General features: G+C 69.8%; 28 protein-coding genes. 11 read left to right on the forward strand and 17 right to left on the reverse strand.

Annotated features, from left to right (window positions below; translation table 11 throughout):
• Positions 1-151: 151 nt before the first annotated feature.
• Positions 152-445: a hypothetical protein gene (locus tag AB0L53_RS56890; protein WP_364014706.1), complete on the reverse strand. Its 294-nt coding sequence runs from the start codon at positions 443-445 to the stop codon at positions 152-154.
• A gap of 126 nt (positions 446-571) precedes the next feature.
• Here AB0L53_RS56890 and AB0L53_RS56895 point away from each other — a divergent pair, with 126 nt between their 5' ends.
• A complete protein-coding gene (locus AB0L53_RS56895) occupies positions 572-1,408 on the forward strand; it encodes a pentapeptide repeat-containing protein (RefSeq protein ID WP_364014709.1) in 837 nt (278 codons plus the stop codon).
• Here AB0L53_RS56895 and AB0L53_RS56900 read toward each other — a convergent pair.
• From AB0L53_RS56900 to AB0L53_RS56910, 3 genes are all read right to left on the reverse strand, one after another.
• The gene (locus tag AB0L53_RS56900; protein ID WP_364014712.1) at positions 1,344-4,763 is read right to left on the reverse strand and encodes a hypothetical protein; all 3,420 of its coding nucleotides are present in this window, start codon (positions 4,761-4,763) and stop codon (positions 1,344-1,346) included. The genes AB0L53_RS56895 and AB0L53_RS56900 overlap by 65 nt on opposite strands.
• A gap of 50 nt (positions 4,764-4,813) precedes the next feature.
• Positions 4,814-5,236, reverse strand: coding sequence for a cupin domain-containing protein (locus AB0L53_RS56905; RefSeq protein WP_364014715.1), 423 nt, complete (start codon positions 5,234-5,236; stop codon positions 4,814-4,816).
• Positions 5,237-5,326: 90 nt separating this feature from the next.
• Complete coding sequence (locus tag AB0L53_RS56910; protein WP_364014717.1) at positions 5,327-5,689, reverse strand: GatB/YqeY domain-containing protein; 363 nt, start codon at positions 5,687-5,689, stop codon at positions 5,327-5,329.
• 54 nt (positions 5,690-5,743) lie between these two features.
• On the opposite strand from AB0L53_RS56910, the gene AB0L53_RS56915 reads away from it, so the two are divergent.
• From AB0L53_RS56915 to AB0L53_RS56925, 3 genes are all read left to right on the forward strand, one after another.
• A complete protein-coding gene (locus AB0L53_RS56915) occupies positions 5,744-6,367 on the forward strand; it encodes a TetR/AcrR family transcriptional regulator (protein WP_364014720.1) in 624 nt (207 codons plus the stop codon).
• Between the two features lie 144 nt (positions 6,368-6,511).
• On the forward strand, positions 6,512-8,023 hold the full coding sequence (locus tag AB0L53_RS56920; RefSeq protein ID WP_364014723.1) for a carboxylesterase family protein: 1,512 nt from the start codon (positions 6,512-6,514) through the stop codon (positions 8,021-8,023).
• A 103-nt stretch (positions 8,024-8,126) separates the two neighbouring features.
• Complete coding sequence (locus AB0L53_RS56925; RefSeq protein WP_364014725.1) at positions 8,127-8,522, forward strand: SgcJ/EcaC family oxidoreductase; 396 nt, start codon at positions 8,127-8,129, stop codon at positions 8,520-8,522.
• A gap of 45 nt (positions 8,523-8,567) precedes the next feature.
• Here AB0L53_RS56925 and AB0L53_RS56930 read toward each other — a convergent pair whose 3' ends face one another.
• From AB0L53_RS56930 to AB0L53_RS56955, 6 genes are all read right to left on the reverse strand, one after another.
• Entirely contained in the window at positions 8,568-8,963 is a 396-nt protein-coding gene (locus AB0L53_RS56930) for a VOC family protein (protein ID WP_364014728.1), read from the reverse strand.
• A gap of 70 nt (positions 8,964-9,033) precedes the next feature.
• Positions 9,034-9,912: a helix-turn-helix domain-containing protein gene (locus AB0L53_RS56935; protein WP_364014731.1), complete on the reverse strand. Its 879-nt coding sequence runs from the start codon at positions 9,910-9,912 to the stop codon at positions 9,034-9,036.
• 31 nt (positions 9,913-9,943) lie between these two features.
• The gene (locus AB0L53_RS56940; protein WP_364014734.1) at positions 9,944-10,366 is read right to left on the reverse strand and encodes a nuclear transport factor 2 family protein; all 423 of its coding nucleotides are present in this window, start codon (positions 10,364-10,366) and stop codon (positions 9,944-9,946) included.
• A gap of 120 nt (positions 10,367-10,486) precedes the next feature.
• Entirely contained in the window at positions 10,487-10,648 is a 162-nt protein-coding gene (locus AB0L53_RS56945; RefSeq protein WP_364014737.1) for a hypothetical protein, read from the reverse strand.
• Positions 10,645-11,256 (reverse strand): (4Fe-4S)-binding protein, encoded by a 612-nt coding sequence (locus AB0L53_RS56950; protein WP_364014833.1) that lies wholly within the window; start codon positions 11,254-11,256, stop codon positions 10,645-10,647. The genes AB0L53_RS56945 and AB0L53_RS56950 overlap by 4 nt, the downstream gene beginning before the upstream one ends.
• Before the next feature lie 174 nt (positions 11,257-11,430).
• On the reverse strand, positions 11,431-12,177 hold the full coding sequence (locus AB0L53_RS56955) for an alpha/beta hydrolase fold domain-containing protein (RefSeq protein ID WP_364014740.1): 747 nt from the start codon (positions 12,175-12,177) through the stop codon (positions 11,431-11,433).
• 134 nt (positions 12,178-12,311) lie between these two features.
• Here AB0L53_RS56955 and AB0L53_RS56960 point away from each other — a divergent pair, with 134 nt between their 5' ends.
• The 4 genes from AB0L53_RS56960 to AB0L53_RS56975 all read left to right on the forward strand — a co-directional run bounded on the left by AB0L53_RS56960 (position 12,312) and on the right by AB0L53_RS56975 (position 17,523).
• Positions 12,312-13,619 (forward strand): MFS transporter, encoded by a 1,308-nt coding sequence (locus AB0L53_RS56960; protein ID WP_364014743.1) that lies wholly within the window; start codon positions 12,312-12,314, stop codon positions 13,617-13,619.
• An 80-nt stretch (positions 13,620-13,699) separates the two neighbouring features.
• Positions 13,700-14,263, forward strand: a complete 564-nt coding sequence (locus AB0L53_RS56965; protein ID WP_358201759.1) for a MarR family winged helix-turn-helix transcriptional regulator — start codon at positions 13,700-13,702, stop codon at positions 14,261-14,263.
• A gap of 81 nt (positions 14,264-14,344) precedes the next feature.
• Positions 14,345-16,987 (forward strand): family 78 glycoside hydrolase catalytic domain, encoded by a 2,643-nt coding sequence (locus AB0L53_RS56970; RefSeq protein WP_364014746.1) that lies wholly within the window; start codon positions 14,345-14,347, stop codon positions 16,985-16,987.
• A gap of 251 nt (positions 16,988-17,238) precedes the next feature.
• Positions 17,239-17,523 (forward strand): hypothetical protein, encoded by a 285-nt coding sequence (locus AB0L53_RS56975; RefSeq protein ID WP_364014749.1) that lies wholly within the window; start codon positions 17,239-17,241, stop codon positions 17,521-17,523.
• Between the two features lie 130 nt (positions 17,524-17,653).
• On the opposite strand, the gene AB0L53_RS56980 is transcribed toward AB0L53_RS56975, so the two are convergent.
• Together AB0L53_RS56980 and AB0L53_RS56985 are read right to left on the reverse strand one after the other, a co-directional pair.
• Entirely contained in the window at positions 17,654-18,082 is a 429-nt protein-coding gene (locus AB0L53_RS56980; protein WP_364014752.1) for a hypothetical protein, read from the reverse strand.
• A 252-nt stretch (positions 18,083-18,334) separates the two neighbouring features.
• On the reverse strand, positions 18,335-18,928 hold the full coding sequence (locus AB0L53_RS56985) for a TetR/AcrR family transcriptional regulator (protein ID WP_358201742.1): 594 nt from the start codon (positions 18,926-18,928) through the stop codon (positions 18,335-18,337).
• 197 nt (positions 18,929-19,125) lie between these two features.
• Here AB0L53_RS56985 and AB0L53_RS56990 point away from each other — a divergent pair, with 197 nt between their 5' ends.
• Entirely contained in the window at positions 19,126-20,208 is a 1,083-nt protein-coding gene (locus AB0L53_RS56990; protein ID WP_364014755.1) for an alkene reductase, read from the forward strand.
• A gap of 424 nt (positions 20,209-20,632) precedes the next feature.
• Positions 20,633-21,145 carry a Tn3 family transposase gene (locus AB0L53_RS56995; protein WP_364014758.1) on the forward strand — a complete coding sequence of 171 codons (513 nt, stop codon included), beginning with the start codon at positions 20,633-20,635 and terminating at the stop codon, positions 21,143-21,145.
• 183 nt (positions 21,146-21,328) lie between these two features.
• Here the strand turns inward: AB0L53_RS56995 and AB0L53_RS57000 are convergent, their stop codons facing one another.
• The 4 genes from AB0L53_RS57000 to AB0L53_RS57015 all read right to left on the reverse strand — a co-directional run bounded on the left by AB0L53_RS57000 (position 21,329) and on the right by AB0L53_RS57015 (position 25,671).
• Positions 21,329-22,546, reverse strand: a complete 1,218-nt coding sequence (locus AB0L53_RS57000; RefSeq protein ID WP_364014761.1) for a cytochrome P450 — start codon at positions 22,544-22,546, stop codon at positions 21,329-21,331.
• Positions 22,547-22,639: 93 nt separating this feature from the next.
• Positions 22,640-23,242: a TetR/AcrR family transcriptional regulator gene (locus AB0L53_RS57005; RefSeq protein WP_358201715.1), complete on the reverse strand. Its 603-nt coding sequence runs from the start codon at positions 23,240-23,242 to the stop codon at positions 22,640-22,642.
• Positions 23,243-23,312: 70 nt separating this feature from the next.
• Positions 23,313-24,917: a DHA2 family efflux MFS transporter permease subunit gene (locus AB0L53_RS57010; protein ID WP_364014765.1), complete on the reverse strand. Its 1,605-nt coding sequence runs from the start codon at positions 24,915-24,917 to the stop codon at positions 23,313-23,315.
• A gap of 229 nt (positions 24,918-25,146) precedes the next feature.
• Positions 25,147-25,671 (reverse strand): DUF1707 domain-containing protein, encoded by a 525-nt coding sequence (locus tag AB0L53_RS57015; protein WP_364014768.1) that lies wholly within the window; start codon positions 25,669-25,671, stop codon positions 25,147-25,149.
• Between the two features lie 85 nt (positions 25,672-25,756).
• Here AB0L53_RS57015 and AB0L53_RS57020 point away from each other — a divergent pair, with 85 nt between their 5' ends.
• Entirely contained in the window at positions 25,757-26,500 is a 744-nt protein-coding gene (locus tag AB0L53_RS57020) for a TetR/AcrR family transcriptional regulator (protein WP_364014771.1), read from the forward strand.
• On the opposite strand, the gene AB0L53_RS57025 is transcribed toward AB0L53_RS57020, so the two are convergent.
• Complete coding sequence (locus AB0L53_RS57025; protein ID WP_364014774.1) at positions 26,494-26,724, reverse strand: hypothetical protein; 231 nt, start codon at positions 26,722-26,724, stop codon at positions 26,494-26,496. The genes AB0L53_RS57020 and AB0L53_RS57025 overlap by 7 nt on opposite strands.
• Between the last annotated feature and the right edge of the window lie 46 nt (positions 26,725-26,770).

The raw sequence follows: 26,770 nt of genomic DNA on the forward strand, positions 1-26,770 counted from the left end.
CATGCACCCAAGCCGGGACGGCACCAGCCGCACCGGACAGGGCATGTCAGGAATTCTCACCATCGGACCGGCTTCCACCACGCCAAAGCCACCCCAGTGCTCATGCACACCGAGCACGGGAACAGCCCAGGCCAGGCCACGCCCGTCCGAGTTACCTGATTCCTTCAGAGAACCACAGAGAATTCAAGACGCTCACCCACTCCAGACCGCTGCCGACGGCGGCCTGCTCGGCCTCCTTGTTCCTGTCACCTATGAAGTTCCTGTCGCCTCGGAAGCGGGACGGCTGCTCCGCCAGGTCGTCGTCGACGTTGCCGGCCGACAGCGCCACCACCCGCCGTACCCCGTGCCGCCGGGCCAGATCCAGCAGTTCGACGGGGCCGCTGGCCACGGCGCGCGGGTGGAGGAACAGCGCGCTGACACCGTCGAAGACGTCCGGTCGCGCCACGACCTCCACGCCGTCGGGCAGCCCGGCGCTCTCCGGCGAACGGCTGACGGCACGGACCTTGGCGCCCTGCGCGACGAGCTGGGGTAATGTTCGGAGACTCGGTGCCCCAGAAGGAGACCTCTGCTCTTGTCCGAATCCCTGAAGGCCGACTGCGAGAGCTGCTTCGGGCTGTGCTGCGTGGCGCTGCCTTTCGCCGCCTCGGCCGACTTCGCGATCGACAAGGACGCCGGACGGCCGTGCCCCAACCTGGAGGCGGACTTCCGCTGCGGCATCCACCGCGATCTCAGGGAGCGCGGGTTCCCGGGCTGCACGGTCTATGACTGCTTCGGCGCGGGGCAGAAGGTCTCCCAGGTCACCTTCGCCGGGCAGGACTGGCGGCGGGCTCCTGAGACGGCGACGCGGATGTTCGCGGTGTTCCCGGTGGTGCGCCAGCTCCACGAGTTGCTGTGGTACCTCACCGAGGCGCTGACCTTCGACCCGGCCCGCGAGCTCCACGACGACCTCCGCGCCGCGCTCGACGAGACCGGGCGGCTCAGCCGTGCCGACGCCGACACCCTCCTGCTCGTGGACGTGCCCGCGCACCGGCAGAGCGTCAACACCCTGCTGCTGCGTACGAGCGAGCTGGTCCGGGGCGAGACCCCGCGCCGGAAGAACCGCAGGGGCGCCGACCTCATCGGCGCCAAGCTCAAGGGCACCGACCTCCGAGGCGCCGACCTACGCGGGGCCTACCTCATCGGCGCCGATCTGCGCGGCGCGGACCTGCGGCTGGCCGACCTGATCGGCGCCGACCTCAGGGGCGCCGAGCTGGCCGGCGCCGATCTCACGGGCAGCATCTTCCTCACCCAGCCGCAGCTCAACGCGGCCAGAGGCGACAGCGCCACCAAGCTGTCGTCCGCGCTCACGCGCCCGGCCCACTGGTCGGCTTCGGAGCGGCCACGACGGGGTGCCCGGCCGCGCCGATGACGCGCCCCGGCGACGCGTGCGGCGCTGACACCGGAGCGCCTGAAGAACTGAAGGCGCAGGGCGGCAGGGGTTTCATATTCGGTACGAGCCGTGCCCACTCCTGCGGTTGGGGCACGGCGGCGATGTCGCAGGCGTGGCGCAGCGACGCCCCTTCGTCCAGATCCCACCAGCGCACCGTGCCGAGCGCTCCGGTGACGGCCAGGCGGCCATGGCCGGAGGCGAAGCCCAGTGCCCGGACGGAGCCCTGACGGGTGGACAGGGCGAACAGCTCGCGGCGCCCCTGGACCTGCCAGAGCCGCACCGTTCCGTCGTCGGAGCCGATCGCCAGCATAGTGCCGTCCGCGCTGTAGGCGAGCGCTGTGATCGGCGCGGTGGCAACCATGAGGAGCCGCCGCGAGGCGGGATCACCCAGTCGCCGTACGTAGACGGCCCGGTCCTCGCCTGTGGTCAGCGTCCCCGCGCCGGGGTCGAACGCGAGCGTGCCCACCGTCCCGCTCGCCGTCCACTTGTCCACTCTGGTGGCTTGACCCGCGGTGATGTGCCACACCAGGATTTCGTTGCCATAGCCGCCCGCCACGAGGTCACCTTCGGGATCGACGGCGACACCGTGCTGGTCGCCGGCTCCGGAGTCGAGCCGGTAGAGCTCGGTGCGGCGCCGGAGACTCCACACCCGAATCCGCCCCCTGTCACCACCGGCCACCAGCAGGTCTCCATCCTTCCCGCCCCTGGCCAGCGCGCGGATGCGTGGGTAGGGCAGGGACAGCTGCTCGCACTGCCCAGTCGCGGCGGCGGGTCCGCCGAAGCGAACCACGCCGTCGGCGGCACCCGTCACCAGCCCCCAGGGTCCCCATGCCGCCGCGACCGTCTCCGGCTCGGGACAGCCGCGGATCTCCCAGCCCGCGGTGTCCCAGATGGCCCCGGTCGTGTCGGCGGCGGCGCTGACCAGCAGCGTCCCGCTGCGGGGGAAGGCGACCGCGTGCACGGCGGCGCTGTGGCCGGTCAGCTCGGCGACCCGGCGGCCCGCCGCCACGTCCCACAGCAGGATCCGCTGGTCCTCACCCGCTGTGGCGAGCAGCTGGCCGTCGCCGCGGAAGTCGAGATCCCACACGGCGCCGCGATGCCCGGTGAGCACGCCCGACGGGTGCCAGTCGGAGGTACGCCAGAGTCGTACGGCACCGTCGTCACCGGCGGCGACCAGCCGCGTGCCGTCCGGGCTGAAGGCGACGTCGTGCAACGCGTGCGCGCCCGCTGGGAGAGCCGGCGGCGGCCCGCTCGCGCCGTCGGTGCGCCAGAGCCGCAGCTTCCCGTCGTGGCCGGCGGCGGCCAGCAGCGTGCCATCGGGGCTGAACGCGGCACCTTCGATCGCGTCCGACCCCCACGGCGGAGCCGGCAACGCCCGCAGGTCGCTCACCCGCCACAACACGACCCCGGTCCCGGCCACGGCCAGGATCGCGCCCTTCTGATCGAAGGAGAGACCGCCCATCGCCGTGCCGCCCGGCAACTCGCGCGTCGCCAGTCTCTTGCCGGTCCCGGCGTCCCACATTCGCAGCCGCCTGTCCTCGCCCGCCCCGGCGACCAGGCGCCCGTCCGGGCTGACGGCGATGGCGGTGAAGCGGGCGGAGAGGTCTTCCAGCGTATGGGTCACGGTCCGGCGGCGGGCGTCCCACAGCAGGGCGCGGCCACCGTGGTCGACCGTGGCGAGCGTCGAGCCGTCGGCGCTGAAGGACGCTCCCCACAGCGCCGCCCCGTGCCCGGCCAGGCGCCCGGCGAACCCTCCCGCCTGCGTGCTCATCAGCGCGCCGAGCGACTGCGGAGTGCGGTCCTGCTCGACGGCCGCCGCGGCGAGCAGCGCCGACACCTCCGGCCGGTGGCCGGCCAGCCGGGCCGCCTCGACTGACAGCCGCCCGGCCAGGGAGCTCCGTTCCTGCCGGTGCGCCTCCGCCGCCTGCTTGACCGCCACCACCGTGCCGACCGCGGTCAGCGCCAGCGTGATTCCGAGGCAGCGGACCAGGCGGCGTAGCCGGCGGTTACGCCGCACCGTCTCCACCTGCTCGGCCTCACCGCATTGCCGGCTGGCGCTCAGGAAGGCGCACTCGGCGGGGGTGAGGTTGACGGCGAGTGCCGCGTCGGCCCATTCGCGCAGCATGGTCAGCTGGGGACCGCGCAGCAGCAGGCCGTCGTCGCGGCCCGCGCGTTCCCACGCCTCGGCGGCGTCGGCGAGCTGCCGCCGGATCCGCAGCCCCGCCCGGTCGGCGTCGATCCAGCCTTTCAGCCGGGGCCAGGTGTCGAACAGGACCTCGTGGCTGATCTCCACCCATGCGGCGTTGGCCGTCAGCAGCCGGGCCCGGATGAACGCCTCCAGGACGGCCTCGTCCCCGTCGTCGGTCAGTGCCTGGCGGGCGAGCCGACGGCGGGTGTCGGCCGTCCCGTCGCCGACCTGGATCAGGCGCAGCAGCATGTGCCGGGCCACCTGCTGCTGCGCCGGGTCGAGCTCCGCGTACGCCTGCTCCGCCGTGACCTCGATCGCCCCCCGGATGCCGCCCGTACGCTCATAGCCCGCGACGGTGAGCAGAGTGCCGGTCCGCTTCTGCCAGGTCGCCCGCAGCGCATGGGACAGCAGGGGCAGCGCCCCGGCGTCGCAGGCGCCGCTGGTCCGGGCGCCCACATCGCGCAGCAGCAGCTCGACCAGGCCGGCTTCGATGTCCAGCTGCGCCACGGCGGCCGGCTCGCTGATCGCCTGCCGCAGCTGCCCGGCCGCCATCGGGCCGAGCGGCAGGCAACGCGCCCGCAGCGCCGCCAGCAGCGGCGGGTGGGCCACGCACTGGCCGTAGAAATCGGCGCGTACGCCCAGGACCACCGCGAGGCCGGCCGCCGCCCGGTGGCACAGCTCGGCGATGAACGCCTGCCGCGCGGCCTCGTCGCCGCACAGCGTGAACAGCTCCTCGAACTGGTCGACGATCACCAGCGTGCGGGAGTCGACGCCGCCCAGTTCGCGCATCGGCTGGGCGGTCGGCGTCAGGTACGCCACACTCGGCCGGCCGGGCCGGCGACCGGGGAGCGCGCCCCGCAGCACGGCCGGGGCCAGACCGGCGCGCAGCAGCGAGGACTTGCCCACTCCCGACGGGCCGATCACGATCGCCGGATGACCCGCCGTCTCGGGGTCGGCGAGCAGGGCCACCAGATCGGCCACGGCCCGCTCGCGGCCGAAGAACAAGCGCGCGTCCCCGGTGCGGAAGGACGTCAGCCCCGGATAGGGGCAGCCGGCCGCGGGCCGGGACCGCGAACGGCCCGTCTCGACCCGCCGCCGCGGCTCGGCTCCGAACTCGGCCTCACGAGAATCCGCTGCGTTCGCCACACGGGAAATCTACCGTCACCCAACGTGATGAGAGATGGACTCTTCGTATATCAGGAGATGCTGGTGGCCCTCATGGTTGGGGTAACCCGTAGGTGTCGTCGTTCGGCCAGCTCCTCCGCGCTGACCACGGTCAGAATCGGGGTGCCCGGCAGCGCGAACATGGTCACCACCATCTGCGACTGCGCGTCCTGAAGGTTGTTGGCGCCCTGGAGGTGGATCACGTCGCCCCCGGGCTCGAACAGGGCGTCACCGGCCTTCAGCACCCGGGGCGGCTGCCCCTCCAGCTCGAAGAGGATCTCGCCCTGGGTCACGTAGCCGAAGATCGGCCCGGGGTGCCGGTGTGGCGGCGCGCCGGGGTCGCCGGGCGGCAGGGTGATCCGGACGGTCCTGGCCTCGGCGCCGGCCGGGATCCGGGCCGCCGCCTCCGACAGGGTCGCGATCACCTCAACGCCTGGGGGCAGGTGTGCGCTCACGATGTTCCTCCATCCAAACGGGGATTGTCCGGAGTGAGGACAAGACGGCCGCCCCATTTGTGACAGCCCTATGGGGCGGTTGTGGTGTGTTCAGACGGTCGGCTCCAGGTACCGGCTCAGCACCTCGGCCTCCGCGCGGAGCCGCTCGGCGTGGTCGTCGCGGCCCAGCCGCTCGTACTCCTGCGCGGCGACCGAGCGCTCCCGCATTTCCTTCTCGACGATCGACAGCAGATCGGCCTCGGTGAGGAGACGACGTTCCACGTCGGCGGCGCCCAGGCCGGTGGTCGATCCTGCGAAGTGCTCGTTGTGCTCGGGGGCGCCGGGCGGCGGGGGGTCGACCGCGACGGCTTCGGCGTTCTCGATCGCTGCCAGAGCGGACCGGAGCGCGGTGATCGCGATGCGGTCGCGGGTCTTGAGGGCGGTTTTCAGGTCGTCGCGCAGGTTGGCGCGCATGTGCCGAACTCCTGATCCGGGGTGAGGGTAACAATACGGCTGTACGATAGCGGGGTGCCGCGGGTTGCCGATCATGACCAGCGTCGTGTCCAGATCGCACGGGCATTCCAGCGTTTGCTCGCCGCGGAGGGGTTGGCCGGCGTCTCGTTCTCGCGCGTGGCGGCAGAGGCCGGGGTTTCGGTCGGGCTCATCCAGCACTACTTCGCCGGCAAGGACGAACTGCTCCGTTTCGCCTACGACGACGCCGTGCGTCGCATGAGCGAGCGGGTGGGGATGCGCGTCCGCGAGGGTTCGGATGCCGGCCTCCAGGTCTCGCAGGTGCTGCTCGACAGTCTTGTCGAGCTGTTGCCGCTGGACGAGGAGCGGGAGATCGAGTATCGCGTCCGGCAGTGCCTTTCGGCTCAGGCGCCGTATCACCCCGGTCTCGCCGAGGTCGCCCGGCGTGCGGGCGGTGACCTGCTCGGATACGTCACGATGGCGGTCGAGGATGGCAGGAAGCGCGGTGAGGTCGATTCCGGCGTGGACGCCGTGCTCGCCGCTCGCATGATCCTCGCGACCTTGCAAGGCCTGGCCGATCAGGTCGCGCTCTCGGGTGCGGACGCGTTCTCGGCGCGCGACGTATTGCGCCCGGTCGTCGCCACGGTGTTCGCCGGGCGTCACGATCGCTCACTCTCCTGACTGCGGTAGGCCGCGTCCCTTTTGCCCCGCAATATGGTCATGCTGTTATCGTAGCAATATGAGCATATTGCTACGGAGGTCCGGTGGGACGGCGCCACTTGACCGGGAACTCGCGACGCGCACACTGACCGCAGGGTGCGCACCATGACCCAGCACGTGACCGTACGGCTGAGCAGCGGTGCCGTCCGTGGCCGCCGGCTTGACGGCCATCTCTCGTTCCGGGGGATTCCTTATGCCGCGGCCCCGATCGGAGACCGGCGATGGCGGCCGCCCGCGCCGGTCGAGCCATGGACCGGGATCCGGGACGCGACCGTGCCCGGAAACCCGGCGCCACAGCTGGCCCAGTCGTTCGCGGACGTCACCTCCGTGGACGAGGACTGTCTGACGCTCGACATCACCGTGCCGGAGGCCGCCCAGGGCGCCGGGCGGCCGGTGCTGGTATGGCTGCACGGCGGCGGCGGGACGAACGGCAATGCCGCTGCCTACGATGCTCAGCGGCTGGCCGTAGCCGGCGACGTGGTCGTCGTGGCACCGAACTTCCGGCTCGGCGTGTTCGGGTGCTTCGGCCACCCGGGTCTCGCCGACGGCGGCACCTTCGGGCTGCAGGATCAGCAGGCGGTACTTCGCTGGGTGCGGCGGGAAATCGCGCGGTTCGGCGGCGACCCGGCGAATGTGACCCTGGTCGGAGAGTCGTACGGGGCCCTCATGATCGCCGCGCACCTCGTGTCACCCGCGTCGGCGGGGTTGTTCCACCGAGCGATCCTGCAGAGCGCGTTCTCAGTACTGGGCACGACGCCGGCACACACCTTCATTCCCGGTGTTCCGGCGCTCCCGCCGAGGTGGTCCCCGATGGCAGAACTGGAGCAGTTCGGCGACGCGGTCGCGGCCGAGCGGGGTTGGGTCACGCCGGGCAGTGATCCCGAGTCGGCGCTCGCGCAGCTCCGGCGGGTCCCGGTGACAGACCTGCTCCAGGCGTCGGACTCCTTCATCCGGCCCGCCTTCGGCGGGACCACCCTGCCCGAGTCGCCCTCGACGGCGATACCCGCTGGACGCTTTCACCGGATACCGCTGATGCTGGGCGCCATGCGCGACGAGGCGCGGTTCTTCGTCGGGCTCTTCGCCGACCTCGTCGGCAACCCGGTCACAGCTGAGAGCTACCCGCGACTGGTGGCCGAGGCGTTCGGTGACTCGGCCGATCTGGTCGCCGCCCGCTACCCTCTCGACGGCTTCCCGACACCGAGCCTCGCCTGGGCCCAGATCGCCACGGACCGGGCCTGGGCACTACCGGCCTGGGAGCTGGGCCGCGCCTTCGCCGCGCACACCGGCACCTGGTTCTACGAGTTCGCCGATCGGGCCGCCCCATCGCTCGTGCCTCTCCCAGGGTTTCCGACCGGCGCCCAGCATTCCAGCGCCCTGGCGTACCAATTCGACTTTCCCGGCGGCGGTACGTCGCTGTCGGCGGCACAACGTGAGTTCGCCAACCGGATGAACCAGTACTGGACGGCCTTCGCCCGCCACGGTGATCCCGCCCGCGCGGACCTGCCGGACTGGCCCGACGTCAGCACCGGTTACGTTCAATCCCTGGCGCCCGAACGGATCGGCGGCACGGACTACGTGGCCGACCACAGCCTCGACTTCTGGGGACGAATGCCCTGAACCTCGCCTTCGTCCGCGCATGTTCGGGCTCGCGCCGATGATTTTCGCCGATGGCTCGGATCGTAGTCCTGACGGATACATCTGGACCGGAAGGACACCCTCCATGTCGATCAACGAAGAGCGGATCCGCGGCCTGATCGAGGCCTGGGCCGAGGCCGTGCACCGTGGTGAGCTGGCGGCCGTTGTCGCCGACCACGCTGAGGACATCGTGATGTACGACGTGCCCGGGGAGGTGCGCGGCATCGAGACGTACAGGAAGGCGTGGCCGCCGTTCTTCGAGTGGCAGGCGCAAGGAGCGATGTTCGAGATCGAGACGCTGGAGGTCACCGCCGGTGACGACGTCGCCTTCGCCCACGCCCTGCTTCGCTGCGGCATGCCCGAGGACGTGGCGCGGCACCGGCTGCGGCTGACGCTCGGCCTGCGCAAGAAGGACGGGCGATGGGTCGTGGCGCACGAGCACCACTCGTTCCCCCTCGCCGATCACAGTGCGGGCGCATGAGCGGTGATTCGCGCAGACCGCCGCGAAGGCCTCTCCGGGGAAGCCTCAGCGAAGCTCGCCGGTGATGATCCACAGATGGCCGAATGGGTCACGGACGCGGCCCGAGCGCTTGCCGTAGGGCCGGTTCTCGATCGGCACGAGCACCTCGGCGCCGTGGGCGACCATGCGTTCGCCGACCGCGTCCGGGTCGCCGACCTCGATCTCCAGGAGTACCGCGGAGCCGCCGAGGTCGCTTGGTGAGAGCCAGCCCCACGAGGTGATTGCCGGCGAGACGCGGAAGGACGAACCACCGATGCGGTGGTCGACGACGGCGGGCCGTCCATCGTCGCCCTGCGGAGCGCGGAACACTTGCTCGGCGCCCAGGGCGTCCTGGTAGAACGCCGACGCGCGGTCCGGGTCGGGCACGATGAGACGAGGGGTGATGCGGATATCTGGCGTCATGTGCCCATGGTGAGGTCGGGCGGGCATAGGGGTCTTGAACATATGGGAACGAACGCGCCCGCATCGGTCGTCACCTGGACGCGCGCTCCTCGCCCGGCAGCCGGTTCGACGCACGCTCCTCGCCCGGTGGCCGGTCGCGGGCCGGCGAACCCCGAACGGCCAGGCCTTCGGCGCGCAGCCACTCGGTGGGCGTGCACCCGGCCATGGCCCGCCACTCCCGGGTGAGGTGCGCTTGATCGGCGAATCCCGACGCGGCGGCCACCGCCGCCAGACCGTCCCCTCCCCCACCGGCGGCGGCCACGAGTCGGCCCCGGGCGGCCTCGAAGCGGACGAGCCGTTGGTACTCCTTCGGCGTCACCCCGAACTCGGTATGAACCGTGCTGCTCAGGTGCCGCCGGGAGCACCCGAGCAGCCGAGCCGCCTCCTGCACCCGGGTGGTCCCGGACAGGACCGCGAGAGTGGCCCGCAGCTCGTGGCTGTTGGCGCGTTCGCCGTGCCGGGCCAGGCCGGTGAGCAGCGAGCGTTCGACGAGGGCGCGACGTTGCGGCCAGGACCGGCAGGCCGCCAAGCGCTCCGGCAGGTCCGCCATCGCCGGGACGACGTCGGCGAGATCGGCGATGTCCCCGGCCAGCGCCGACGAGGGAAGTCCCAGCAGCGCGCCGGCACCCAGTGGGCTGAGCGTCAACCACACGCCGCGCGTGCACTCCTCTTGCCGCAGCTCGGCCGCGCTCAGATGGAGTCCGGCCACCACGGCCCGGAGCCGTCTGCGCGAGCCGGGCCGCCCGACCCAGGCGATCTCCAGCGGGTCCTCCTCGGGGATCGTGATCGACACCGTGGATGAGGGAAGCCCGCGATGAACGCCACCCGAGCCCGGCCCGAGATCATACGCGGCCAGTGTCGCGACGAACGGCGCCAAGGCGGTGGAGATCTGATCGGCAGGAACGGTCACTTTGTCACACTACGGCGGACAAGCTCCACGGCTACTGGCCGCTATCGCTACCGAAACCCCCGAGGGGCGCTCGCCGCGCGATGATCTTGCGGTGGCTGATCCGCCACCCCTGGTCGCCGTAGGAGATGACGTCGTCGTAGGTCGCGCTTCCGCAGGTGCCGCCCGCCATGATGGAGATCGCCTTGGACCGGGCGCGCACCCTGCCGTCGGCGAGTTCGGTGAGCACGACGTTGGTCACGTGATGGGCCACGGGGTTTCGCGCGCCCAGCGTGAGCGCGGCGTCCAGGATCGCCGCCACGCCCTCCAGCGATCCGACGCCGTAGTCAGTGGCGTCGTAGACGACGTCGGGGGTGAACAGCTCGTCCAGCCGGTCGAACTCGCCGTCGTCGAACACATGCCCGTGCAGGGAGATCAGCTCTGTGATGGCCGCGCGGTCGTCGGTGCTCAGTGTCATGCCGGTCAGACTAAATGGGGAACTCCCCACTTAGCAACCGACGCCTCTTCGCCGCGCCTGCCGCAGACGCTGGAGGAGGGCGGCGTGTCCCCGGCAGCGCGCACGGCATGGGCTCCCGGTTTACGACGTGGTTCCTTCGGTGATCCATCGGGCGAAGAGATCGACCTGCTCGGCGGACCAGGCACCGTCGTGCGGCATGGTGCCCTGGCGGAGCCGGTGCAGGATCGCGTCGGCGTGCTGGGCGACGTCCTCCCGCGACCACAGGTCGAAGGCGAAACTCATCGATTTGCGGTCCACTTCCCGGAACAGCGGCTTGATGTGGTCGGCGAAACCGACCGGCTCACCAGGTGCAGGAAGCCGCACCTGCGCCGGTCGCGCGAGTGGCGCCAGGGCGGAGACGCGGGAGCCGGGCTTGGCCTCGCACACCGGCACAGGCTGTAGTGCTCCCGGGAGGCGTCGCCGCCGAGCGGGATGCCGCCGGTGATCCGGTACGGGCCGTCCTTGGACACCTCGATCCCGGGTTCGCGCCGCGGGTCGGGAACCTGGTGACCGTCGATCGTGGCGCGGAGCGCACCGGAGGGGCGGGCGCGTACGGCCCGGACGATCTCGTCGGCCCGGCCGCCGCTGGGCGTCACGAACGGTTCCTCGCCCACCCGGAACACCGTGGGCAGCCGATCGGTGCAGAGCCCGGAGTGGGCGCAAACGCCGCGGTTGTCCTGGACGGTGACCTGCACGTCTTCGTAGGAGTCGAGCCGGTCAGGCGTCCTGGCCGGGTCCTTGGCACCGCTGGACCCGATGCGGGCATGGCTGCCGTCGCACAGCGGTTTGGTGGCGGACTGGCCGCATCGGCACAGCGCCATCTGCGGGAACGTCTGGATGGGCTCGCCCAGCCAGTTGGTGACCCTCGAGACGTGCGGCGATCGCCCTGCCGAGCCCCTGGGCTGCGCCGGTCACGACGGCCGCGCAGTGAGATGAGATCCGCAAGGGGGCGGCCGGAAACATCCGGAAAGGGGAAAGGCATGGGTGCTCCTTGTGCTCAGGGGATTCAATGAGATGGGACGCGGTCATGCGGCCGGCTTGGCGATCCATGAGCGGATCAGCTGCAGGGCCTCGGCGGCTTTGCTGGAGAACGGTTCAGCGAGAATGCCGTGGGCTGTTTCGCTCTGCATGGTGAGCACGGCTGTGCCTGCGGCGGCGCGGAGGGCGCGCGCGAAGTGCTCGCCCGATGCTCGGATGGAGTCGTACTCGGCGGTGATGATGAAGAAGGGCGGCAGCCCGGACAGGTCTCCGTTGGGCGGGAACGCGTAGGGATCGTCGAGCACGGATCGGCGGCCGGCGTAGTTGTGGGCCATATCGGTGAGGTCCTGCGGTTCGAAGAAGTTTCCCGCCGCGCCGGTCCGGATCCGGTCAATCTCCGCATCGTCCCAGGGCAACGCCTCGCTGTGCAGGAGCGGATAAGCCAGGACGACCGTCCGGGGAAGCCGCGACCCGGGAGTGTCACGCAGGCGTTCCTCGGGAGTCGTGTGCGGACGATAAACGCGCCCGCGGACGACACCGTCCGGGCCAGGGATCGTGACGTTCTGCGTCGGGATGGAGAGGAACTCGGCCGGGTACTGGGCAGTGGGTGACATGATCCCGCCGGCTGCTTCGAGTAAGCGCAGCAGGTCAGGGAAGCGAGGAGTCGCCGTCCCTCGCGGGTTGGACATGATCCGGTCCACCCTTCTGGGTGCCACGGCGCCCATGATGCGGAGCATCCGGCCCATGGCGGCGTACTTCCACGAGCCGCGCGCCAGAACCAGCTTGTCATCCACTGCGTCTCCCTCGGTTCCGGCGAGTCGTGCGCCCTCAGAGAGGCGAGCATATCCCGGTGTATTGGCTTCAGGACAATAGTTGAGTACGGTGCCGCTAATCGGGTTTGACCCGCCCCGCCTGCCAAAGGTGAAGCATGTCCTCCGCATCCCCCCGCCCTCCCCGCCCCTGGTGGGTGGGCATCGTGTCCGGAATGGCCTCCTACATCGACGCCGCCGCCATCGTGAGCTTCGGCATCGCCATCATCGTGTTCCAAAGCGCCCTCGAACTGAACGAGCTCCAGGTCGGACTCGCCTCCGGGGCGCTGACCTTCGGCGTCGCCGTGGGCGCGATCTTCGGCGGCGGCCTGGGAGATCGATTCGGCCGCCGGCCGGTCTTCACCGTCACGATGGTAATGAACATCGTTGCCCTCGTAGCCTTGATGGTCGCGCCCTCCTTCGCTGTCCTGCTCGCCGGTGCGGTCCTCCTGGGCCTGGGCGCCGGGGCGGATCTTCCCGTGTCGCTGTCCACGATTTCGGAAGCGGCGACAGACAAGAATCGGGGCCGCCTGCTCGGGTTCTCCAACCTGCTGTGGCTGGCTGGTGCGGTCGCCGCTTCGCTGCTGGGGTCGGCCGTCGCAGCCCAGGGCATGGCCGGCGTGCGCATCATCTTCGGCCATCTGGCCGTGGTGGCGCTGCTGGTCCTGCTCGGCCGGCTCACCATCCCCGAATCCGAGGACTGGATGGCTGCCCGCGCCGGGCGCTCGCGCGGCGTCGCGGCGGTTCGTAGCGACCGGACGCGCGTTCGCGAACTGCTCCGGACGCCCTACGCCGCGCCGTTCATGGCCCTGACCGGCTTCTACACCCTGACGAACCTGATCGCGAACACCACCGGCCAGTACGGCAACTACGTGCTGGTGAACTACGGCGGCGTCTCCCTGCAGACCGCCGCGCTGGTCGGTCTTCCCGTGCTGCCGATCTCCATCTTCGGCTACCTGTGGTTCATGCGGATCGCCGACAAGCCCGTGCGCTTCCGCTACTTCACCATCGGCGCGGTCTTTCAGGTGCTCAGCCCGCTGACCATCGCGATCTTCGGCGTGAACGTCGTGACGTATCTGGTTAGCATCGTCTTCACCGCGGTGGGCACGGCATTCGCGTTCGAAGGCATCATGAAGGTCTGGGCGCAGCGGTCCTTCCCCACCCTGCTGCGCACGACCGCGCAGGGCCTGATCATCGCGGTCGCCCGCTTCGCGGCCGCGCTCGTCGCCGGCGTTACCCCTATGCTCCTGGCCGCTGGACCCAGCGTTCTGTACGGGATCCTTGCCGCTCTGGGCCTGGCCGGCTGTGGCTGGGCGTGGCTCGTGTTCCGGACCAGGGACGCCCATGACGAGTTCGGATCCGGCACGGCGCCCCAAGATCCGACCCTGGCCGGAACGTACCTTCCCGCCTCCGGCCACGCCACCTGAGCCGAGGACTCGTGAGGCCCTGCCCTCGGGACCGACCCTCTAGAGTTCGGTGGGACAGGACCACGAGCAGGAGAGCCCGGTTGCCCAGACCCACCAAACTGACTCCGCCCGAGGTCCTCCGGGCGGAGGACCTCAGCCCCCTTGTCGGCGCGGAAGGACCTGACCTCTCCTCCGCGCTGTTCGCCCTCACGACCTGGGGCACCTCCACCCGGTTCCGTGAGCAGCTCATGTCCGCCTGCGACTTCCCGCTGCCAGGGGACCTGGCGGCGTTCCTCCTGGTCAACCAGCTGATCTACCGCGGAGTCGCGCGCCCCACCGACCTGGCCGACGCCATCGACACCGGACGGTCGAACATCAGCAAGGTGGTCGCCCGCCTGGAGGCGAGCGAATTGGTCTTCCGCGCCGCCGACCCCGCCGACGACCGGGCCGTCGTGGTCGCGCTGACCGACCACGGAAGAAGCGTCGCCCGGCGGATCCTGGCCGCCACCGAGGCGCTGCACATGCCCGCCGTCGAGCACTGGTCACCGGAAGAGATCGCCATCCTGGGCCAGCTGCTCGTCAAGCTCGCCAGATCGCTGGACGCCCTGCCGAACCACCCCCTCTCTTCTGCGGCTGGCGTCTCTCTCGATACCCCATCACCTTGACTATTGTCCCTAGGACAATTGTTGCTAGGCTCGCGATCAGCTGACCAGCCGGCAGCCGCCGCTCGCCTCGATGGAGAAGTCATGGCATCGCCAGCCAATGCCGGGGATATCCGGGCCACCGCCGCCTCGCGGCCGTCTGATCTCCGCACCGGTCGCCGGGTGGACCCCATCGGGCTGGACTCGGCCCGCCCCGAGTTCTCCTGGGGGCCGGGCGACCTTGCCCAGCAGTGGTACGAGCTGGAGGTCGCCGACTCCGCCGGCGAGAAGGTCTGGACCTCAGGCCGGGTTACCGGTGAGCGCCCTTTCGGCGTGCCGTACGAGGGCCCCGCGCTTCGGGCGAAGACACGGTATGTCTGGAAGGTGCGCGTGGGCGACGACGGCCGCGCCAGCGACTGGTCCGACCCGGCGACGTTCGAGACCGGCCTGCAGGATGAGGACTGGTCGGCCATCTGGATCACCGACGACCAGCCGACCGACTCACGACGCACCCTGTACTTCCGCGGCGCCGCGACGCTGCCGCCCCAAGTCGTGCGGGCCCGCGCATACGCCACGGCCCTGGGCTGGTACCGGCTGTTCGTCAACGGGACGGACATCACCGGGCACGCGCTCGTCCCCCGGTGGACACCGCTCGACCAGTACGTCGAGTATCAGGTCTACGACATCACCGACGCCCTACGCGCGGGCGAGAACGTCTTCGACGTGATCGTCGCCGACGGGCGCTACCGCGGCCGCAACGGGTTCCAGTCGCGAGGAGCGGTCTTCGGGGACCGGCTCGCCACCCTCGTGCAGATCGAAGCGGAACTCGCCGACGGCACCAGCGTCACGCTCGGTTCCGACACGACATGGACGGTCGGCGCCGGTCCCGTCCGCACCGCCGATCACAAGCACGGAGAACGCGTCGATCTCCGGCTCGCCTACCAGCCGGGGATCTCGCTCCCGCTCGACGCCTGCCCGGCCGTCGAGCTTGCGCACCACGACCGCCGACTCATCGGCGAGGAGGTCGAGCGCGTCGGCGAGGTCGGACGCCTGCCCGGCCGCATCACGAAGACTCCCCAAGGCGTCATCCTGGTCGACTTCGCGCAGAACTTCGCGGGCGTGGCCCGCGTACGGCTGTCCGGAGCGCCGGGCACGATGGTGCGGCTGTCCTACAGCGAGGTCCTCACCCCTGACGGAGAACTCGACGTCCACTATCTGGACCTCTTCGGCCGCTCCAAGGAGTGGTTCCAGCGTGACGAGGTGACCCTCGGCGAGACGGCGGCCGACTACACGCCGTGGTTCACCGTTCACGGCTTCCGGTACCTCGCGATCGAGCCCCTCACCGACGACGAGGCCTTCCGCGTCGAGGACGTCGAAGGGATCGTCCTTTCCACCCCCCTGCGCTCGACGGCCACCTTCGCGAGCTCGGACGAGCGACTGAACCGCTTGTGGTCGAACGTGGAATGGTCGCTCCGCTCCAACTTCCTCGATACGGCCACTGACTGCCCAACCCGGGAACGTTCGGGATGGACCGGCGACATCCAGATCTTCGGCCCGACCGCGTCCGTGATGGTCGACGCCGACCCGTACCTCCGCCGCTATCTGCGTAACCTCGCCGCCGAACAGTTCCCGGACGGAGGAGTGCCCACCGTCATCCCCCGCGAATGGTCGCAGTTCAGCGGCGGGAAAGACCAGCAGTACGCCTTCCGCTCGGCCGCCGGCTGGGGCGACACCGCCGTCATGCTCCCCTGGACAGTGCACACCTACTACGACGACCCCGAGATCCTGCGACGCCAGTACCCATCCATGCGCGCCTGGGTGGAGAACATCGCCCGCATCGCGGCAGAATCCTCGGGACTCGTGCGCCGATTCGGCCGGCGCGCCGGCCGGCTGGAGCGCTACGTCGTCGACACGGGAATGCACTTCGGAGAGTGGCTGCGGCCCGGCGAGAACATGATCACACAGATGATACGCAACAAGATACGCCCGCCCGCCGAAGTCGCCACGGCCTACTTCGCCCACTCCTGCCACCTTCTCGCCCGCATCGCCCAGCAACTGGACCACGCAAGCGACGCAGAACGCTATGGGGAACTCGCGGAGCACGCGCGAAGCGCCTACCGCGCCGCTTTCGTCCGCGAGGGCGGGGCCCGCATCGGCGCCGGCAGACAGGACGACTACGTCCGCGCACTGGCGTTCGGCCTGCTCGAACCCGCCGAACAAGACCGCGCCGCCACACGGCTGGCCGCGCTCATCGAGGACAACGGCGGGCACCTGGCGACCGGTTTCCTCAGCACCCCGATGCTGTTGTCGGTCCTGGTGGAGGTCGGGCGCAGCGACCTGGCCTACCGCGTGCTGCTGCAGTCATCGCCTCCCTCCTGGCTGCACCAGATCGAGCGAGGCGCCACGACCATCTGGGAAACGTGGGAGGGTCACGACCGGAAAGGCGCCGCCCGGATGTCCCACAACCACTACGCGTTCGGGTCCGTTGCCGGATGGCTGTTCGAGCACGTGGTCGGCATCCGCCCTCTCGAGCCCGGCTATCGGCGCTTCGCTGTGGCGCCCACGCCGGGAGGCGGGCTCACGTCCGCCGGAGGGACATTGGAGACCGGCTACGGGACGATCGCGGCGAGCTGGCACGTCACCGACGCGACCACCGTGCTCGAGGTCACCGTGCCGCCGGGCACGCAAGCCGAAGTTCACCACGAAGGCGACGTTCGCCGCCTGGGCGCCGGCACCCACCGGCTCTGACAACTGGCATGCGCCAGCGGCGATGCACGGCGGTCCCAGGTCACCGCATCGGGGCCGGACAGAGCAGACTGCGACCTTCGGACGAGCGTTACCATCATGGCCCGACCTCGGCCTCGGCCATGATGGGGCGGCTTATGATCCGCAGTGGCGCTTCGAAGGGTGCGGGGTCGACATGGCACGCTCCGCAGTACCTGTCTGCGGCAGGGGTCGCTTCGCCGGCATGGCCGCCGGCCCGGTTGCCACCGCCTGGCATGCGCCCCCCGCAGGCGTCCTCCTGCCTGTCGCGCGAGTACATCCGCGACCGGACCCTGGAAGGCCACGAATCCGCCCGCGCCCGCGGCAAGGCCATCGGCGGCGCCGCGGTCACCGACGAGAACATGCTGTCCATGGCCCTGCACCTGCGCGGCCAGGACCTCAGCCTGCGCGACATCGCCGCCCGGCTCGTCATCACCAGCGGCAAGAAGAAGGGCCGTCACCCCTCGGCCGCGACCGTCCTGCGCATGCTGCGCGACCACGACCAGCAGACCGCGACCTGACCGGCCAGGCCCGTCAAGGCCCAGGGGACGGCTGGATGCGGGGAGCTATCGCAGGCGGATCGCCTCGGCCGCGCGGCGGCAGACCGGGTACACCGGGTTGCCGCCAGCGTCCAGCCCTTCCACCAGGCGGTCATCGGTCACCACCGATGTCCCATTCGCCCGGGGCGACCATGCCCACCACCAGCCCCGTCACCCACGGCCACGACGTCTCATCCGTGTCGGCTGCTGTCAGTGGGTGGCGGACCCGCACCGGCGACGCGTCCGGGAACGAGTTCGCCTGCCGGGCCAGCGCGCCCGCCAAGGTCTCCACACCCAGTTCCAGGTCCGACTTGGCCAGCGTCTTGTTGATCGTGCCCGCGGCCAGCTCATCGGCCAGCGCCAGGATGACCGTGTTGCTCGCCGCGAACGCCTTCACCGCGGCCACGTACTGGTCGACCTTCGCGGCCGTGGCCGCGTTCAGGCCCTGGGCCTGCCAGCGCTCGCCGGTCTCGGCTCGCCCCGGCCATCCCTGCCGCCACCATCGCCACGCGCCATGCCACAGATCGTCCCAGACCGGCACCGGCCGCCCGCCGCACCTTCACCACATCGAGCCCCGGGGCCGGCCTCCCGCACCATGATCATTTGTCGCGCTGACCGTCTGTGCGATGGAACGGAATCCGGCGTCAACCACGTCCCGAAGACCGCAACGGCAGGGGTTCACTGACCTGGGAGAACCCCGCTAACGCCGGATTCCGTTCCAAATCTCTCTGACCCCCGCTGCTTGGACAGCGCGATGAGGTGTTCCAGGGAGCAGCCATGACGGTCGGCAGGGTCACCGGGCTGCGGGCCAGGCGTGCATGGCGACGGCGATGGATCGAAGGAGTTCGTCGCGGGTGGCGCCGCCAGCGGCCTGGACGGCGATGCCGTTGCTGGTGACCATCACGTAGCGCGCCAGGTCGGCGACATCCGTGTCGGCCGGCAGGTCGCCGTCGTCGACTCCTTGCCGCAGGCGCTGCCCGATGGCGTCGAGGATGGCGGCTCTGCGGGCGGCGAGTGCCCGGCGGACGGGCTCGCTGGCGTCTCCGACGGCGAGTGCGCCCTGGACGAGCAGGCAGCCGTGGGGGGTGGAGGGACCGGTGCACAGTACTGCGGTCGACCGCAGGAACGCCTCGACGGCGCCGCGTGCCGTTTGTTCCTCGGCGAACTCCGAGGCCGCGGAGTGGAAGCTCTGCGCGTACAGGTCGAGGGCCTTCATGAAGAGGTCTTCCTTGTTGCCGAAGGCGGCGTACAGGCTCGGCCTGTTGATGCCCATGGCGGTGGTCAGATCCGTCATCGAGGCGCCCTCGTAGCCCTTGGCCCAGAACACCTTCAAAGCGCTGACCAGTGCCGCATCCATGTCGAACTCGCGGGGTCGTCCGCTCTTCATACCTTCCCACCTGCCCGGTCTTCTGTACCGCCGAGTATAGATCCGCTTGACGGCGCGCCACCCCTCAATTAATATACCGCTCGGTACATTATATCGATCGGTACAGAAGTGGCTGGGTGGGCGCCCTCGAGCGTCTCGCTCGCTTGCTCTTCCGGAAGCCCAGGGCTTCCGACCGTCAGACTTCGCAGGAGTTCCGCATGCCTTCCTTGTTCGATCCCTTCCATCTGGGCGGCCTGTCGCTGCCCAACCGCGTCGTGATGGCCCCCATGACCCGCTCCCGTGCCACCGCCGACGGCCTGGCCACCGAGTCCGTCGCGACCTACTACGCCCAGCGCGCCACCGCCGGCCTGCTGATTTCGGAAGGCATCCAGCCCAGCGCACGAAGCCAGTCGACGGTCAACACCCCGGGCCTGCACACTCCCGAACAGGCCGCCGCGTGGAAGCAGGTCACCGACGCGGTTCACGTGAACGGCGGACGGATCTTCGCGCAGCTCATGCACTCAGGCCGGGTCAGCCACCCGAACGTCACCGGCACGGTGCCCGTCGCCCCCTCGGCTCTCGGCGTCGGCACCCCGATCTTCGCCACCCGCTTCGGCGACCCTGCCGGCATGCAGCCCGCCCCCGAACCGCATGAGCTGACCACCAGCGAAGTGGCGGACGAGATCGCGGTGTTCGTGGACGCCGCCCGCAACGCCGTCGAGGCCGGCTTCGACGGCGTCGAACTCCACGGCGCGAACGGCTACCTCATCCACCAGTTCCTGTCCTCCAACGCCAACCGGCGCACCGACGCCTACGGCGGCTCGATCAACGGCCGCATCCGCTTCGCCGTCGAAACCGCCGAGGCCACGGCCCAGGCCATCGGCGCCGACAAGGTCGGCATCCGCCTCTCCCCCGGAAGCCAGCTGTGGGACATCGAGGAGAACGACGTCCCCGACCTCTATACCGCCCTGACCAGCGCCCTGGCACCGCTCGGCATCGCCTACCTCCACACGGTCGCCGCCACCGAGGCAGACGTACTGCTGGCCATGCGCAAGCTGTGGCCCAGCGCCTTCATCGTCAACCCCTCGACCGTCGTCAACCCGCAGCCCTCCGGTAAGCCCGAGGGCGAGTACTGGCTCGCCCAGGGGGCCGACCTCGTCAGCTTCGGCCGCAACTACCTGGCCAACCCCGACCTCGTCGAGCGCTTCCGCGCCGAGGCCCCCCTGGCCCAGGCCGATGCCGACACCATCTACCACGGCGGCGACCAGGGATATATCACCTACTCCAACCACCAGCCCTGAGCAGCGCATAGCCCGCTGCCTGCGCAGGCCCTGGCCCCGGCGCGTGCCGGGGCAAGGGCCCGCCTCTGCGGCGCGGCTCCGGCCGGACTGCCGGTGGAGCTCCCCGACGGCCCGCATCGGGCAGCGGCCCGTACGGCGCGGGTTGTCGTACCGGCCTCGACGTCCGCGCTGGGCACGGGCGCGGCGGCGGCCTCGCGGTCCATCTCCCGGCCGACCGACCGGAGAGCCCGAACATCACAATTCATGATCAGTATCGCGGGCCCCGTCGCCAGCGGCGCTCCCGCGATCTTCACACTGTCAGACTTTGGCCTGAAATGGCCGTGACGTGCGGTCTTGTTCGATGAGTTCTGGGGTTCGTGGTGCCGGTCAACTTCCTCCCTCGTGGTGGTGCCCGAGGGCAAGCGGATCTCACCGCTGGACCCGGGTGAACACCGGCCTCATCGCCGACCAGTGGGACGAACTGCTGCGCGTCGCCGGATCCCTGCGCACCGGCGCCGTCCGGCCCGCCGAACTGTTCCGCTACCTCGCCGACGGCGGCACCCCCACCCCCATCGGTCGAGCGCTGATGGAGCTCGGCAAACTCGACCGCTCCGCCTACCTGGCCTCCTACTTCGACGACGAACTCCTACGCCGCCGCGTCAACACCCAGCTCAACCGGCAGGAATCCCGCCACACCCTCGCCCGCAAGATCTTCCACGGCCAGAAGGGCGAACTCCGGCAGCGATACAAGGAAGGCATGGAAGATCAACTAGGGGCCTTGGGATTCATGACAAACGTCGTGATCCTGTGGAACACGGTCTATATCGCCCGCGCCATCGAAGCCATCCGCGCCGAAGGCAAGAAGGGCTCCGCCGCCGACATCGCCCGACTCAGCCCCCCTCGGCTTCGACCACCTGATCCAACATCACCCGCAGCTCAGCGAGCCGCCGCAACCTGACCGCCGGCGCCAGCCCTGCCAACTCCCCGCACAACCGCTCAACATCCGACCGGATGAACGCCACACCCTCGAACTCAGCCACCCGGCAAGAATCGCCTGGTCAGGCACCTACTGTCAACAGATGTGACACTAACCCCGGTTCGTCGTACCGCTCCTATTCGAGGGCCGTACGGTCCGGAACCCCTACTTCGTCCCGGCCATGGAGAAGCGCACCGGCATGTGCTTGATGCCGTTGATGAAATCCGACCGCATCCGCTTGACCGGCCCCGCGTGCTCCGCCTCGGGGAAGCGGCGCAGCAACTCCCTGATCATGCAGTTGATCTGCAGCCGGGCCAGGTTGGCGCCCAGGCAGAAGTGCGGCCCACCGCCGCCGAACGTCATGTGGTCGTTGGGGCTGCGGCGGATGTCGAAGGTGTACGGGTCGGCGAAAACGTCCTCGTCATGGTTGCCGGACATGTAGAACGTCACCACCTTCTCCCCTTCGGCGATCTTCTGGCCGCGGAGTTCGGTGTCGCGCGTGGCCGTACGCCGGAAGTTGTGGATCGAAGAGCCCCAGCGCAGGAACTCCTCGGTGGCGCTGCGCCACAGGGCTTCGTCGTCGAGGCCGGCCGCCAGGTCGCGGTAGCTGTCCGGGTGGAGGATGAGGGCGTTCATGGCGTGGGCGATGAGGTTGCGGGTGGTCTCGTTCCCGGCGACGCAAAGGATCACGAAGAAGGAGTCGATCTCTTCCCTGGTCAGCCTGTCGCCGTCGACCTCCCCCTCCACCAGCGCGGTGAGGATGTCGTCACGCGGGTTACGGCGGCGGTCGTCGACCAGGCCGTCACAGTAGGAGAAGATCTCCGCCCCGGCGATCTCGCCGTCCTCGGGCGTCGTACGGAAGTCGGGATCCTGGAAGCCGACCATGCGGTTGGACCACTCGAAGATCAGGTGGTGGTCCTCCTCGGGGACGCCGATCAGGTCGCAGATCATCTGCAGCGGCAGGTATTCGGCCACGTCGGTCACGAACTCGACCTCGCCGTCCCGCTCCCGTACGGCTTCCGCGATCTTCTCGGCGCGCCGTTGGATGGTGCCCCGCAGCCGGGCGATCGTCCTGGGCGTGAAGCCCGCGCTGACCAGCCGGCGGTAGCGGGTCTGCTTGGGCGGGTCCATGTTCAGCAGCATCATGCTGGCGATCTCGATGAACTCCGGCGTCTGGGTACGGATGAACGCGGTCCCGATCTCGGTCGACCAGGTTTGTACGTCCCGACTGATCGCCTTTATGTCTTGATATTTCGTGACGGCCCAGAAGCCGGTGTCGTCGGGGACGTCGTGCCAGTGGACGGGCGCGTTCTGGCGCAGGTAGGCGAACTGGTCGTGGGGAACTTCGCGTTCCCACGTCTCTTCGAGCAGGTTGATCCGCATGGGCTCCCTTTCGGCGCGAGAATCTAGGAGAGTCGAGCAGGTCGAGCAGGTCGAGCGGTCGGGACGGCCCGGGGGCCCGGGACGTCGAAGGGCTCAGGGGTCGGGCAGTCCGAGCAGGTCGCGCAGGCTCTCCACGACGGCCCGCTCCTCGACCGCGGCGGGATCGAGCCGGTGCTGGACCGCGCAGCCGATCAGCACCCCGAGCACGGCCGTGGCCGTCCGCTCCGGCGATCGGCGCAGCGGCACGCCGGCCGTCTCGGCCCAGTCGGACAGCCCGCCGGCGAGCCGGGCACGGATGTCGGCATAACGTCTGGCCAGTGGCTCGGCGATGACGGGATCGCGCGCGCCGTGCAGCCACAGCTCCAGCTCGAGCAGGAGCCATGACGCACCGCGATCCTCGTCTTTACGTGTCAGCGCTTCGAACAGGGCGGCCAGCCGCTCGTCGAGTTCGGTGACCTCCTCGAACCCGGCGAGCAGCTCGGCCGCGGTCTGGTCCTTCCACACCTCCAGCAGCGCGAGCAGCAGCCCTTCCTTGCCGCCGAAGTGGTTGTACAGCGCGCCGGTCGTGCGATCGGCCGCATCGGCCACCGCCTCGGCGGACACCGCGTGGAACCCCTTGCGGGCGAACAGGTCAGCGGCCGCGTCGATCAGCCGGGCCCGGGTCTCGGCTCGCCGCTGATCCTGGGTACGCGCCACCGGGGTGCTCCCGTCTGATATCGGGTCTACTACATATGTTTACCTCTCGATATATATGCCCGAACGAGCGCTAGGTCAACTGCTGAGCGGGCTCGGTCGCCGGCTCCTTACGCGGGCTGAACAGGAGACAGGAGAGGACGGCGACCACCAGGACCACGGCGCACATCACCAGGGTGGTCTGCATGGCGTGGACGAAGCCGGTGGCGAACGTGTCGGCGGTGACGCGTTCGTACAGGCTCCTCGTGGCGGGGCCCAGGCCGCCGGGCGGCGTGGGCGGGCTGTAGTTGTGCGCGGCGGCGGCGCTGTCGTCGATGAACCGGGCGCGCAGGTTCTCCGGCAGCTGACCGGCGCGCTTCTCGGCCTCGTCGCGCAGGGTCGAGGAGAGGCGGGCCGACAGCAGGACGCCCAGCACGGCGGTGCCGAGGACGCCACCGATCTGCCGGGTGGTGCTGGACACGCCGGAGGCCGCCCCGGCCAGCCGGGGATCGACACCGTCCATGGTGGCCTGCAGCAGGGGTACGAACGTGGCACCGCCGGCGATCCCGATGATGGTCAATCCGGGTTGCAGGCTCCACGCGCCGCCGGCGGGTCCGGCCATGGCGACCAGTACCAGCAGTCCGACGGCCAGCAGCGTCAGGCCCGCCGTCAGGATGTACTTGCCGCCGAACCTGTCCGACAGCCGCCCGGCATACGCTGAACCGACCGCGGTGAGCACGGCGCTCGGCAGCACCACCAGGCCGGTCTCCAACGCGGAGTACCCGCGCGCCATCTGCAGGTACAGCACCACCACGAACATGATGCCGATCATGCCGAGCTGGAAGACGAACCCGACCCAGTTACCGACCGCGAAGTTGCGCGCGCCGAACAGGGCCAGCGGCATCAGCGGCCCGTCCTGTTGCCGGTGCTGCCACAGGACGAACATCGCCAGCGACGCGACGCCCGCGACGATGACCGAGGCGATGCTGATCGGCCCGGAGATGGTGCCCCAGCCGTAGCGTTCCCCCTCGATCAGGCCGAACACGATGCCGCTCAGCCCGGCAGTGGCCAGCGCGACGCCGACCAGGTCGAGCCGATGCTGACGGCCCGCGCGCATGGGCGGCGCGAAGGTCAGCGCCAGCACGGCGGTGATCATCCCGATCGGGACGTTGATGAAGAAGATCCATCGCCAGTTGAGGTGGGCGAGCAGGAAGCCGCCGATGACTGGTCCGACGATCGGGGCGAAGCCGACGATCGACCCGAACAGCCCGAACGCGCGGCCGCGCAGCCGTGGCGGGAAGATCGTCAGGATCGACGAGATGACCTGCGGGAACAGCAGCGCCCCGCCCAGTCCCTGCAGCAGCCGGGCAGCCAGCAACTGGGGCGATGAGTCGGCCAGCCCGCACATTGCCGAGGCGATGGTGAAGGTGCTGATGCCGATCACGTACAGCCGGCGGTATCCGAAGATGTCCCCCAGCCGCCCGGTGGTGATCAGCAGCACCGAGAAGACGAGCAGGTAGCCGTCGATGACCCACAGCACCTGGTCGTAGGAGGCGTCGATGCCATGGATCAGTGTGGGGATGGCGACGTTGACGATGGATCCGTCGAGCAACGACATGAAGAAGCCGACGCACATGATCGCGAGAACCAGCCACGGACGCCGCGTGACTGGTTGTTCGGTGGATTCGATTTCCGGCATTCCGGAGACCTCTCTGAGGGCAACCGTCTGCTGGGTGATGACACGCGCCACTGATGTCAGATCGGCTCTAACCTCGGAAGAGACCAGAAGGGCCGCCGCGCGTCGCCACCATGCAGAACACCCTTGTCCAGGATGTGGTGAGCGACTTCCACCTTCCCCGTGTCATCGGGACCCGGGTGAAGCTGGTAAGCGGGGCGGAAAGCCCAACGGTGAGAAGTCGGTTCGCAGCTTAGCGCCGCGCGTGGCGGATCTTCAACCGTCCTGTCCCCATGGCCCCGAAGATCCGGATTCGTGGCCCGCCGGGGCGTACGCGCCGCCGGGTCTTGTAGAGCGGGGCCTTCCACCCGAAACGCAGCCCCTCGACGTCGACGATCGCGTCGCGAGGCACCGTGATCTCGGCGCCGCCGGTGCCGAGGTGCAACTCGATGTCGACCACCGGGTGGTCGATGACCGCCCGGGACAGGTCCAGGCGCACCCTTCCGAGTGCGGACTCGACCTTGAGGGTCCGAGGTACGCGCCATGCGCCGCGCCGCTGGATCCGCCCGCTGACGGCGGCGATCGTGGACGTGGCGCCCGCGTCCTCCTCCGGGAGCGCGGCCAGAGCCGACCCGAGTTCGCTGTGCGTGTTGGCGGTGAGCACCTGGTGGAGGCGTTCGTCCAGTTCCTCGTACGAGAGGTGCCCTTCGGTGTACGCCTCCTGAAGGCGCCGCACGGCCGTGTCGCGGTCGTCTTCGCTGACCACGATCGGATCCATGATCCCTCCATTGGGTACTTTGTACGCAGTTGCGACGGCCAGGTTAAGTCACTGGGTACTATGTACGCAAGTTGGGGGTGGAACGGTGACCGACGCCGAGTACGTGAACATCTGGATGCGGCCTGAGCGCCCGGCTCGCGGGCCGAAGCCGGCCTACAGCCGTGCCCAGATCACCGAGGCGGCGATCCGGATCGCTGACACCGAGGGGCTGGAGGCCGCCACCATGCGGCGGATCGCCGCCGACATCGGCGCGGGCGCGATGTCCCTCTACCGCTACGTCCCGAGCCGCGATGACCTGATCGAGCTCGTAGCCGACCGGCTGCAGGGCGAGATCGACGTCGAGGGCATGCCCTCCGGCGACTGGCGTGCGGACCTGACCCGCTACGCCGACGGGATGCGGGCAATGTGGCTGCGGCACCCGTGGATCGCCACCGTGCACCGCTCGCTCCCCGGCTTCGGCCCCAACCAGCTGCGCCTGATCGAACGGGTGATGGGCGCCCTCGACGCCCACATCCCCATCGACGAGAACCTCGGCCTCATGGCCATTCTGAACGGCTACATCGACAGCGCCGTCCGCGACGAGGTCAGCTGGGCCGAGGAGGTCCGCCGCAGCGGGCTCACCGAGTCGCAGTGGCTGGCGCGGACCTACCCGTACGTTGAGCAGCTGCTCAAGAGCGGCCAGTACCCGATCTTCACCAAGATCGCGACGCAGGCCCGCCAGACGCACCTGAGCCGTGACGAGCGGTTCCGCTACGGGCTGGAGCGCGTCCTCGACTGCATCGCCGCGGCCCTCCCGTCAACGGCCGAGCCTCCGGAGACGCGTCAGTAGTAGCTGGGCTCGATCACCATGTCGTCGTCTGGCCTGAGGCTGTGTCGATCACTTCGTCCAGGACGTCGCGCGAGCGGATCAAGTCCGCCGCGCTGCTCGTGGCGTTCGCGATGATCGAATCCCGTAGCCGCGATCCGCTCATGCCGCTGCGTATGTTCGCCAATCGCAGCCTGGTCGCGGCCATAGCGATCACGGCGGTGTTCGGGGCGGACCTGGGCGCGCACTACTACCTGCTCACTGTCTCCCCCACTCCCCCTTCATCGCCGTGTC

It is taken from the genome of Nonomuraea sp. NPDC052129 (genome assembly GCF_040680095.1).
GTDB lineage: Bacteria > Actinomycetota > Actinomycetes > Streptosporangiales > Streptosporangiaceae > Nonomuraea.

Excerpts from the sequence above, each read along its gene's own strand:
- AB0L53_RS56985 (WP_358201742.1), bottom strand. The coding sequence starts at position 18,928 with ATGAAGAGCGGACGACCCCGCGAGTTCGACATGGATGCGGCACTGGTC.
- AB0L53_RS57010 (WP_364014765.1), bottom strand. The coding sequence starts at position 24,917 with ATGCCGGAAATCGAATCCACCGAACAACCAGTCACGCGGCGTCCGTGG.
- AB0L53_RS56925 (WP_364014725.1), top strand. The coding sequence starts at position 8,127 with ATGTCGATCAACGAAGAGCGGATCCGCGGCCTGATCGAGGCCTGGGCC.
- AB0L53_RS56930 (WP_364014728.1), bottom strand. The coding sequence starts at position 8,963 with ATGACGCCAGATATCCGCATCACCCCTCGTCTCATCGTGCCCGACCCG.
- AB0L53_RS56990 (WP_364014755.1), top strand. The coding sequence starts at position 19,126 with ATGCCTTCCTTGTTCGATCCCTTCCATCTGGGCGGCCTGTCGCTGCCC.
- AB0L53_RS57000 (WP_364014761.1), bottom strand. The coding sequence starts at position 22,546 with ATGCGGATCAACCTGCTCGAAGAGACGTGGGAACGCGAAGTTCCCCAC.
- AB0L53_RS56920 (WP_364014723.1), top strand. The coding sequence starts at position 6,512 with ATGACCCAGCACGTGACCGTACGGCTGAGCAGCGGTGCCGTCCGTGGC.
- AB0L53_RS56970 (WP_364014746.1), top strand. The coding sequence starts at position 14,345 with ATGGCATCGCCAGCCAATGCCGGGGATATCCGGGCCACCGCCGCCTCG.
- AB0L53_RS56910 (WP_364014717.1), bottom strand. The coding sequence starts at position 5,689 with ATGCGCGCCAACCTGCGCGACGACCTGAAAACCGCCCTCAAGACCCGC.
- AB0L53_RS56940 (WP_364014734.1), bottom strand. The coding sequence starts at position 10,366 with ATGACACTGAGCACCGACGACCGCGCGGCCATCACAGAGCTGATCTCC.
- AB0L53_RS56975 (WP_364014749.1), top strand. The coding sequence starts at position 17,239 with ATGCGCCCCCCGCAGGCGTCCTCCTGCCTGTCGCGCGAGTACATCCGC.
- AB0L53_RS56960 (WP_364014743.1), top strand. The coding sequence starts at position 12,312 with ATGTCCTCCGCATCCCCCCGCCCTCCCCGCCCCTGGTGGGTGGGCATC.
- AB0L53_RS57015 (WP_364014768.1), bottom strand. The coding sequence starts at position 25,671 with ATGGATCCGATCGTGGTCAGCGAAGACGACCGCGACACGGCCGTGCGG.
- AB0L53_RS56945 (WP_364014737.1), bottom strand. The coding sequence starts at position 10,648 with ATGAGTTTCGCCTTCGACCTGTGGTCGCGGGAGGACGTCGCCCAGCAC.